Source organism: Nostocoides japonicum T1-X7, from assembly GCF_001046855.1.
Taxonomy (GTDB): domain Bacteria; phylum Actinomycetota; class Actinomycetes; order Actinomycetales; family Dermatophilaceae; genus Nostocoides; species Nostocoides japonicum.
The window spans coordinates 2971649-2980931 of sequence record NZ_HF570958.1 but is presented as its reverse complement, the minus strand read 5'-3'; the positions used below and the strand labels follow the sequence as shown (position 1 = coordinate 2980931).

9 protein-coding genes, 1 pseudogene and 1 riboswitch are annotated in these 9283 nt (G+C 72.6%); of the genes and pseudogenes, 4 read left to right on the top strand and 6 right to left on the bottom strand.

Going from position 1 to position 9283, the window contains the following annotated elements:
• Window positions 1–396: 396 nt before the first annotated feature.
• Together BN12_RS13375 and metX are read right to left on the bottom strand one after the other, a co-directional pair.
• Complete coding sequence (locus BN12_RS13375; protein ID WP_048553171.1) at window positions 397–798, bottom strand: universal stress protein; 402 nt, start codon at window positions 796–798, stop codon at window positions 397–399.
• 88 nt (window positions 799–886) lie between these two features.
• Window positions 887–2020: a homoserine O-acetyltransferase MetX gene (gene metX, locus BN12_RS13370; RefSeq protein ID WP_048553169.1), complete on the bottom strand. Its 1134-nt coding sequence runs from the start codon at window positions 2018–2020 to the stop codon at window positions 887–889.
• 30 nt (window positions 2021–2050) lie between these two features.
• Window positions 2051–2163, bottom strand: a riboswitch (SAM riboswitch).
• 104 nt (window positions 2164–2267) lie between these two features.
• Between metX and pgi the strand changes: the two genes are divergently transcribed.
• Window positions 2268–3938, top strand: coding sequence for a glucose-6-phosphate isomerase (pgi, locus tag BN12_RS13365; RefSeq protein WP_048553168.1), 1671 nt, complete (start codon window positions 2268–2270; stop codon window positions 3936–3938).
• Between the two features lie 71 nt (window positions 3939–4009).
• On the opposite strand, the gene BN12_RS13360 is transcribed toward pgi, so the two are convergent.
• From BN12_RS13360 to BN12_RS13345, 4 genes are all read right to left on the bottom strand, one after another.
• Complete coding sequence (locus BN12_RS13360; protein WP_048553167.1) at window positions 4010–4528, bottom strand: gamma carbonic anhydrase family protein; 519 nt, start codon at window positions 4526–4528, stop codon at window positions 4010–4012.
• A gap of 49 nt (window positions 4529–4577) precedes the next feature.
• Complete coding sequence (locus BN12_RS13355; RefSeq protein WP_048553166.1) at window positions 4578–5795, bottom strand: DUF4192 family protein; 1218 nt, start codon at window positions 5793–5795, stop codon at window positions 4578–4580.
• Window positions 5796–5867: 72 nt separating this feature from the next.
• The gene (locus BN12_RS13350) at window positions 5868–6218 is read right to left on the bottom strand and encodes a YkvA family protein (protein ID WP_048553163.1); all 351 of its coding nucleotides are present in this window, start codon (window positions 6216–6218) and stop codon (window positions 5868–5870) included.
• Between the two features lie 49 nt (window positions 6219–6267).
• Entirely contained in the window at window positions 6268–7011 is a 744-nt protein-coding gene (locus BN12_RS13345; RefSeq protein ID WP_083454636.1) for an EcsC family protein, read from the bottom strand.
• 89 nt (window positions 7012–7100) lie between these two features.
• Here BN12_RS13345 and BN12_RS13340 point away from each other — a divergent pair, with 89 nt between their 5' ends.
• The 3 genes and pseudogenes from BN12_RS13340 to BN12_RS25205 all read left to right on the top strand — a co-directional run.
• Window positions 7101–7982 carry a sulfurtransferase gene (locus tag BN12_RS13340; protein WP_048553161.1) on the top strand — a complete coding sequence of 294 codons (882 nt, stop codon included), beginning with the start codon at window positions 7101–7103 and terminating at the stop codon, window positions 7980–7982.
• Complete coding sequence (locus BN12_RS13335; protein WP_048553159.1) at window positions 7979–8455, top strand: SufE family protein; 477 nt, start codon at window positions 7979–7981, stop codon at window positions 8453–8455. The genes BN12_RS13340 and BN12_RS13335 overlap by 4 nt, the downstream gene beginning before the upstream one ends.
• Window positions 8456–8648: 193 nt before the next feature.
• A pseudogene (locus BN12_RS25205) lies at window positions 8649–9283 on the top strand (DNA polymerase); the annotation flags it as partial.

The following is a 9283-nucleotide window of genomic DNA, read 5'->3' as shown; positions in this document are numbered from 1 at the left end:
GCGAGGACGACCTTGCGGCGGGCGGGACGCACGCGCGCCTCGCTCAGCGCCTCGGCGACGGCGCTCCCGTCGACCGAGCCGTTCGTCGTCGCCTTCTTCATGAGGGCCTGCAGTGCAGGATGGGTGAACTCGGTCGGGAGGACCGGCTCGGAGGAGGAGCTCGTGCGTGACACGGACGACACCGACAACCTTTCGTCGCTGAAGCTGTCCCTGCGGACGGGCAGGCGGCGGAAGCCGCCGACGCGCGGCAGGGTTGCGGAGTGTTAGGGGGGCGGCGAGTCGGGCCGTGTCTCACCCCGCTGAGGGCGGTGGATCGGGGGGTTGACCAGATCGCGTACTCGACATTATAAAACGCCGGTCACCGGTCCATGCATTCCCCGCACGAATCGGCCTGCTTCAGTCCTCCGCCTTGACGGCCACGACGGGGCACGACGCGTCGAGCAGGATGCGCTGGGCGTTCGACCCGAGGATGAGCTTGCCGACGGGGGTGCGACGGCGCAGGCCGATGACGATGACCTCCGCCTTCTCCTCCTGGGCGACGGCGACGAGGTCCTCCGACGGCTCGACCCCTCGCACGAGCTGCCGCACCTCGCTGCTCACGCCGGCCTCCTCGAGCTCGGACGCGATCCGCTTGAGCTCCTCCTCGAACCGGAGAGCCTCGTCGGCGTCGAAGGATCCCCCGCCGCGCTGGGAGTTGATGACGATGAGGCTGGTCTTGCGCAGAAGGCACTCCTGGGCTGCCCAGTTGAGTGCCGCCCGGCCCTCCTTGGTGGGGATGTAGCCCACGACGATCGCCATGGAACCTCCTGGTCCGCTTCGATGTCCCGGCCCTCTGCGGAGTGCGTCGAGCCGCGGCCCTGGGGGTGACAGGGCTCGTCGTCGGACGCTACCCGATCGGGCGGCCGGACGGGAGCAGGTGCTCGCGAAGGAGATCGCCGACCAGAGCGGTCTCCAGGAGGAACCCGTCGTGGCCGTGCGGCGAGCGCAGGACGGCGAGGCGGGCGCCCGGCACGGCCTCGGCGATCTCCCGGGAGAGCCGGACCGGGTAGAGCCGGTCGCTGTCGATCGCGACGACGAGGGTCCGAGCCGTGACCGTCGCGAGCGCGGCCGCGACGCTCCCGCGGCCCCGGCCGACGTCGTGTGAGTTCATCGACCGGGTGAGGACGACGTAGGAGTTGGCGTCGAAGCGTCCGGCGAGCTTGCCGGCGTGGTGGTCGAGGTAGCTCTCCACCGCGAACTGCCCACCCTCCCCCACGGGGCTGAGCTGCGTCTGGGCGTCGCGGCCGAAGCGCCCGGACAGCTCCTCGTCGGAGCGGTAGGTGATGTGCGCGATCCGGCGGGCGATGCCGAGCCCCGTCTCCGGTGCCCGTCCCGTGCCGTAGTAGTCGCCACCCTGGAAGTCGGGGTCGCTCTCGATCGCGACGATCTGCGGGTGGCACCACGCGATCTGGTCGGCCGTGGCGTATGCCGTGGAGGCCAGCGCGACGGCCGCGGCCACGCGCTCCGGGAACGCGACGGCCCACTCCAGGACCCGCATACCTCCCATCGAGCCGCCGACGACCCCCGCCCAGCGGTCGATCCCCAGCGCGTCCGCGAACAGCGCCTCGACGGCCACCTGGTCCCGGGTCGTCACGTAGGGGAACCGGCCGCCCCACGGCCGCCCGTCGGGGTGCGCGGACGCCGGGCCCGTCGTGCCCCGGCACCCCCCGAGGACGTTGGTCGCGACGACGAAGAACCGGTCGGTGTCCAGTGGCCGGCCGGGCCCGATGAGACCCTCCCACCACCCGGGTGAGGGGTGGCCCGGGCCCATGGGCCCCACGACATGGGTGTCACCGGTGAGGGCGTGCTCGATGAGGATCGCGTTGGACCGCTCGGCGTCGAGGGTGCCCCACGACTCGTAGGCGACGACGACGTCGGGAAGGTGGCCGCCGGTCTCGAGATCGACAGGCCCCACCGAGAGGTAGCGGCGATCCCCTGGCGGATCCTCGATCCGGCCCGGGCCCGCGGGGCCAGCCTCCACAATGACCGACATTCGTCTGGTTGCTCTCTCCGTGCGCGCTTGCCCGCGCGGGAGACACGCGGGCCATGTCATCACCCGGGGCACCCCACCGCGAGGAGGGTTGCCGTCCAGCGAGCCGGGGCTTGGCGCTGGAGCTCATGACCTCGCGTCCATGATAGGAGATCCCGACCCGCACCTGGGACGCGCTGTCCACCGCGTGGACCGGGCGCGATGGCCCGCTCGCCGTCTTCATCCCTAGGCTGGCTCCATGACCTCCGTCGACGCGACCACGACCGAAGCCTGGGCCACGCTCTTCCGCCTCCACGCGGCATACCATCCGGACCTGCGCGGCGCCTTCGCGGCGGATCCGGACCGGGCCCGCACCTTCACCCGGACCTGCGCCGACCTCCGCGTCGACCTGTCGAAGAACCTCCTCGACACCGACATCCTCCAGGCGCTCGTCGCGCTCGCCGACGAGGTCGACGTGCCCGGGCGGCGGGACGCGATGCTCCGCGGCGACCGGATCAACGTGACGGAGAACCGCTCCGTCCTGCACACCGCGCTCCGGCGGCCCCGCGGTGACGCGCTCGTCGTCGACGGGGTCGACGTCGTCGCCGAGGTCCACGACACCCTCGACCGCGTGTATGCCTTCGCCGAGAAGGTCCGCTCCGGCGCCTGGGTCGGGGTGACGGGCAAGCGCATCGAGACGGTCGTCAACATCGGCATCGGCGGCTCCGACCTCGGTCCCGTCATGGTCTACGAGGCGCTGCGGCCGTATGTCCAGGACGGTCTCGAATGCCGCTTCATCTCCAACATCGACCCGACCGACGCGTGGGTGAAGACCCACGACCTCGACCCGGAGACGACGCTGTTCATCGTCGCGAGCAAGACCTTCACGACGCTCGAGACGCTGACGAACGCGCGGATCTGCCGGGCCTGGCTGTGGGAGCGACTCGCCGCCGCCGGGGTCCTCGAGGACACCGACGCCGCCCGGACCGAGGCGGTCGCCAAGCACTTCGTCGCCGTGTCGACCGCCCTCGACAAGGTCGCGGCGTTCGGGATCGACCCGGAGAACGCGTTCGGGTTCTGGGACTGGGTCGGCGGCCGCTACTCGGTCGACTCGGCGATCGGCACGAGCGTCTGCGTCGCCATCGGCCCGGAGTCGTTCGCCGACCTCCTCGCCGGGTTCCACGCCGTCGACGAGCACTTCGCCGAGGCCCCGCTCGCCGAGAACGTGCCGGTCCTCATGGGGATGCTCAACGTCTGGTACACCAACTTCTTCGACGCGCAGAGCCATGCGGTCCTGCCGTACGCCCAGTACCTCCACCGGTTCGCCGCGTACCTCCAGCAGCTGACGATGGAGAGCAACGGCAAGGGCGTCCGAGCCGACGGCCAGCCGGTCACGACGACGACGGGCGAGGTCTTCTGGGGTGAGCCCGGCACGAACGGACAGCACGCCTTCTACCAGCTCATCCATCAGGGGACGCGCCTCATCCCGTGCGACTTCATCGCCGTCGCGAATCCGGCGCACCCGACGAAGGACGGCGACCAGGACGTCCACGAGCTGTTCCTCGCCAACTTCTTCGCCCAGACCAAGGCGCTAGCGTTCGGCAAGACCGCCGACGAGGTCCGCGCCGAGGGGACGGCCGAGGAGATCGTCCCGGCACGAGTCTTCGCGGGGAACCGGCCGACGACGTCGATCATGGCGCCGGCCCTCACGCCGCGGGTCGTCGGCGAGCTCATCGCCCTCTACGAGCACATCACCTTCGTCCAGGGCACGGTGTGGGGCATCGACTCCTTCGACCAGTGGGGCGTCGAGCTCGGCAAGCAGCTCGCGCTCCAGATCGCGCCGGCCATCTCCGCGGACGACGCGGCTCTCGCCGAGCAGGACTCCTCGACGCGCGAGCTCATCTCGTACTACCGCTCCCAGCGCCGCTGACCGGGCCGAGGGCGTCGGCGGGCAAGCCCACGCCCACGGCGATCGGTGGCGCGTCTGGTGCCGGGCCGGATCTACTCCTCCACCTGAGCGTCCCGGTGCCGCCGACCGAGCTCGACGTATGCCGCGCCGTTGGCCCGGATCCGCTCGAGCTCGCTGTCGCCGAGGGCTCGCTTGACGGTGGCCGGAACCCCGGCGACGAGCGAGCGGGGCGGGATCCGGGCCCCCTGGCCGATGACCGATCCGGCGGCGATCAACGAGCCCGACCCCACATGGGCCCCGTTGAGGACGACGGCCCCCATCCCGATGAGCACGTCGTCCTCCACCGTGCACCCGTGAACGACGGCGTTGTGACCGATCGTCACACCCCGTCCCACGACGCACGGGAAGGTGGGGTCGGCATGCAGCGTGGCACTGTCCTGGACGTTGCTCCCCTCCCCGACCGTGATGCGGTTCAGGTCGCCGCGCAAGGTCGCGGAGTACCACACGCTCGCGTCCTCCCCGAGGACGACGTCGCCGACGAGCACGGCGTTGGGGGCGACGAACGCCGAGGCGGGGACGTCGGGGGCATGGTCGGCCAGGCGTAGGCGCATACGACCACCTTGGCACGAGCCGGACCGCTCACCGTCACGAGCCATCTCCTCAGGCGAGGCGGGCGGGCCGGATCCCGTCGGCGACGACCGTCTCGAACAGCTCGGCCAGCCGGTAGCCGGGCGCGACGCGCAGCGCGCGCTCGAGGGCGGTGCGGGCGAGGGCGCCGTCGCCCAGCCACCACGCCACGTGGGCGGCCGTCGTCAGCGCCGCGGCCGCCACGTCCTCGGTCTCGTCGCGCAGGTCGCGGCACAGCTGCAGGAGGACCTCGAGGACGGCGCGGGCCTCGGTGCCGTCGAGCACCCACGGTCCGCAGGCCGACCCCGGCGAGCCGATCGCCCGGCCGTCGTCCGCTGGATCCGCGTCCCACGCGTCGCCGTCCCCGACGTCCTCCCACTCCGTGCCGTCCGCGGGGTGGCGGTCCCGGCTGCCGACGAGACGCAGCCGACGGTGTGGGTCGGCGCCGACCTCGGGTGCCGGCGGATCGTTGCGACCCGGAGGACGAGGGATGCGGGGCATTCCCACGAGGTCGGGCACGACGCCGCGGCCCAGCGCGTCGAGGGGCAGGCTGCCGGTGCACAGCCAGGCGATGATCCCGTCCCGCCAGTCGCGGTCGAGGAGCGCGACGGCGAGGACGGCCGTGCGGTGGGGCGTCGGGAGCGCGTCGGTGCCGACGGCGGCCGCCGACAGGTGCATACGCCACTCCTTCCGGGCCGACGGCGACGACCAGGACGTGCGGCGGCGCCCACGGCGCCGGACGACCGCCTCCGCCACGTCGTCCGTCCGGCTCCCGGGCGACGCCTCGACGAGCCCGGCGAGCGAGGCGCGGCCGGGGAGTGGCGCGATGCCGAGAGCGACGAGCTCGGCCACGGCCGTCACGGCGGCGGGCTCGGGAACGGGCCGTCCCTCGGGAGGCTCGTCCTCATCGGAGCTCCAGAAGCGGCCGTCGCTCACGAGGAGCTCGAGAACCACCTCGACGCCGAGGTCGGCCGCCGCTCGACACGCATGGTCGAGTGCGCGGGCCGCCGATCCGGGCGTCTCCTCCCACGCGGCGAGGAGCACCGACCGGGCCCCGTCCCGCACGAGAGGGGCGAGGCACTGGGCGGCCACCTCCCGGCTGCGGACCTCGCCGAGGTCGACCCTCGCGACGCCGTGGATCCGGTTCCCCGTGAGATCCGCCAGCACGAGGCTGTCGGCCGGATGGAAGCCCAGCTGGTACGGGAGCAGGACGACGAGATCGGCGATGTCGGTGACCTTGATGTGTGCCATGGCGGGAACCCTCCCAGCGGGTCACCGCCACCGACAGCGGTCTGCGGGCCCTGTGGAATGGTCGCGGAACTGTCATGGTCCTGTGGACAGCGGGTCACGCTCCCACGCCAGGAAGTCCTCCGTCTCGTTGACGACGGCGACGGCAACCCACGTGAGGACCATCGCGTCGTCGGCGACACCGATGATGCCGAGCAGGCCCTCCGGGACGAGGTCGACGGGTGACACGACATAGGCGATGGCGGCGACGATGGCGAGCAGTCGCCACAGGCTCGTGCCGTGGTAGCGGCCGGTGGCCGTCGCGACGAGGAGCCGGGGCAGGGCCCGCAGGCGGATGAGCAGCCCCGGGGAGCCCGGCCGACTCGCGGCGCGCAGGGCGGCCCACAGCCTGCCCAGGGCCGAGGCGGAGCGTCGACTCGAGCTCATGGCACCCTCCCGCGGTGTCGTGGGCGGGGTCATGCGCCCGCCCGCCCGCTCAACGAGCCACGAGCGGCGCGGATTCCCCCGGGCGCCCCGACGCGGGGAACTCCCGCCGCGCGTTGTCGGCGATCCGGCCGAGGAGCCATCCGTCGAGGCCGCCGCCCACGGCTCCCCCGACGAGCGGGATGCGCTTGCCGAACCTCTTGAACGTGTCGGCGCCCGCCTTGGTGAGGATGCGGAAGGCGACGGCCTTGTTGACGACCATGAGGACCGGGCCGGGCAGACGCTGCGCGGCGAGGTTGGTCACGCCGCCGCCGGCCGTCGCGAGCCCGGCCTTGACGAGGAGGTCCTCCGCGTCGGCGCCCACGAGGGTGAGCAGGACGGCGGTGCGGATCTGCGGGTTGTCGACGTCGTAGCCGCGCAGCCGCGCGACGGCAGCCGTCATCCGGGTCGCGACGAGGTAGAACCCGACGATGTTGGCGGGCATGGCGAGCGCCAGCGTCGTGAAGCCGCCGACGCTCGTGACGAACCCGCTCGCGCTGCCCATCGCGACATGGCTGCGGACCACCGCCCGGACGGCCTTCTCGACGTCCCCGCCGCTGCGGGCGAGCGCCTTGTCGGCGATGTCGGCGGCCGAGTGGAACGGTCCCTTCCCCGTGATGCCGACGTCGAGGAGACCCTCGGCGAGCCGGAGCGCACTGGACTCGACGACACCGCGGTCCGCCGGGCGACCGGCGTCGTCGAGGACGGTCGGCCTCCGCTCGATCTCCTTGGTCCTGCCGATCCCGAACGGGGCCACGTCTCCTCCTCGGTATGCCGTCCTCGGGCCATCCTCGCATGCGGGGACCGGGCGTTCGCGGCGTCAGGGAGGCGATCTAGTCTGGGGGAATGGCCGAGGACACCACCGCATACGCCCATCCCGAGCGGCTCGTGACGACCAAGTGGCTCGCCGAGCGCATCGCCGCCGGGGACACGGGGCCGGGCAAGGGCATCGTCATCGTCGAGTCCGACGAGGACGTCCTCCTCTACGACACCGGCCACCTCCCGACGTCCTTCAAGCTCGACTGGCACCAGGACCTCAACGACCCGGTGACGCGTGACTACGTCGACAGCGAGCAGTTCGCCCGAGTGATGACCGCACGCGGCATCGGCCGGGACACGACGGTCATCGTCTACGGCGACAAGAGCAACTGGTGGGCCGCCTACGCCCTGTGGGTCATGACGCTCTTCGGCCACGAGGACGTCCGGCTCCTCGACGGCGGCCGGAGCAAGTGGATCGCCGAGGGCCGCGAGCTGACCCGCGACGTCCCGGAGGTGACCCCCGCGACAGGCGAGGCGGCATACCCCGTCGTCGAGCGCGACGACACACCGATCCGGGCTTTCAAGGACGACGTGCTGGCCCACCTCGGCAAGCCTCTCGTCGACGTCCGCTCCCCCGGCGAGTTCACCGGTGAGCTGCTCCACATGCCCGACTACCCCCAGGAGGGGGCGGTGCGCGGCGGGCACATCCCCGGTGCGAAGTCGGTGCCGTGGGCCCGAGCGGCGAACGACGACGGCACGTTCAAGTCGCGCCCGGAGCTCGAGGCGATCTACCTGGAGGAGCAGGGCCTGTCCCCCGACGACGACGTCGTCGCCTACTGCCGGATCGGCGAGCGCAGCAGCCACACGTGGTTCGTCCTCACCCACCTGCTCGGCTTCCCGACGGTCCGCAACTACGACGGCAGCTGGACCGAGTGGGGCAACGCGGTCCGGGTCCCCATCGAGAGATGAGCGGCCCGAGCGTCGGTATGCCGGAGAGCCTCGCCGAGATCGCCGCCGACTTCCGCGAGGCCACGCCGTCCGAGCGGCTCCAGCTCCTGCTGGAGTTCAGCGACGAGCTGCCCGAGCTGCCGCAGCGGTACGCCGACGCCCCCGAGCAGCTGGAACAGGTCCACGAGTGCCAGTCGCCGCTCTTCCTCGCCGTCGAGGTCGACCGGCAGCCCGGCGTCGACACGGCGGACCAGCGCGTCGACATCTTCTTCTCCGCACCCCCGGAGGCGCCGACGACCCGGGGGTTCGCCGGGATCCTCCACGAGGGGCTGTCCGGCCGGACCGTGGCGGAGGTCCTCGGGACGGCCGACGAGGCCCCCATGCAGTTCGGCCTCGCGGAGGCCGTCTCGCCCCTGCGGCTCCGCGGGATGGTGGCCATGCTGAGCCGCATCAAACGCCAGACGGCGCTCAAGTCCGCCGTTCCCGGCCCCTGAGCCCACCCTCCGCTCGCCCCCTCCGCGTGGACGGAGAACTTGCGTCGGGACGGAGCAATTGCTCCGTCCCGACGCAAGTTCTCCGTCCGGGTGGGATCGTGGGCCGGGAGAGGGGGCACGCTCCGCGAGAAGGGCACCCAAGGAGCGCACGGAGCGGTGGCGCTGTCGGTGGTCACCGCTACCGTGAGCGGCCGTGACTCCCGGTACGCCGACCGCGACACCCGGTATGCCGACCGCGCTCGTCGCGCACCGCGGCCGGGTCGCGCTCTGGTCGCCGGAGACGGGGTCGGCCTTCGTCGGCGATCTCGCCGCGGCGGAGCGGGAGGTGGCGGCGCGCGAGGTCCGTGCCGCACCGCGGTGGACGTGGTGGTCGGCCGAGCGGGATGCCGCTCCTCTCGTCAGGCGAGGCGTTCACCTGCGCCGGTCGTGGGATGTCGCCGAGGCGCACCGCATCGTCCACGGCGGCTGGGTCGCGACACCCGGCGTCGCGTGGGCCGCCGCGCACGGGCTCGCCCTCGACACGGTGCCGGAGCCTCCGGCCGACGATCTCTTCGCCGCCCTCGCGCCAGCCGACGTCGACGACCCCGGCGAGGGTGTCGTCCTGCCCTCCGGGCATCTGCGCCCCGAGGCGGTCCGCGGGGACCGGCTCGCCGACGACGAGGTCCTCCTCGCGTGGGCCGAGGCGGCATACGACTGCGCGGCCCGTCAGCGGGCGGCGCTCGACGCCCGCCGGCTGAGCACCGTCGCCTCGGAGTCCGCCGCCGCCCTCCTGTGCGCCGAGCTCGAGCGCGACGGGCTGCCCGTCGACCGGGCCCGCGCGGAGGAGCT

Coding starts and splice junctions, on each gene's coding strand:
- BN12_RS13375 (WP_048553171.1), bottom strand. CDS start 798: ATGGCGATCGTCGTGGGCTACATCCCCACCAAGGAGGGCCGGGCGGCA.
- pgi (WP_048553168.1), top strand. CDS start 2,268: ATGACCTCCGTCGACGCGACCACGACCGAAGCCTGGGCCACGCTCTTC.
- BN12_RS13360 (WP_048553167.1), bottom strand. CDS start 4,528: ATGCGCCTACGCCTGGCCGACCATGCCCCCGACGTCCCCGCCTCGGCG.
- BN12_RS13355 (WP_048553166.1), bottom strand. CDS start 5,795: ATGGCACACATCAAGGTCACCGACATCGCCGATCTCGTCGTCCTGCTC.
- BN12_RS13350 (WP_048553163.1), bottom strand. CDS start 6,218: ATGAGCTCGAGTCGACGCTCCGCCTCGGCCCTGGGCAGGCTGTGGGCC.
- BN12_RS13340 (WP_048553161.1), top strand. CDS start 7,101: ATGGCCGAGGACACCACCGCATACGCCCATCCCGAGCGGCTCGTGACG.
- BN12_RS13335 (WP_048553159.1), top strand. CDS start 7,979: ATGAGCGGCCCGAGCGTCGGTATGCCGGAGAGCCTCGCCGAGATCGCC.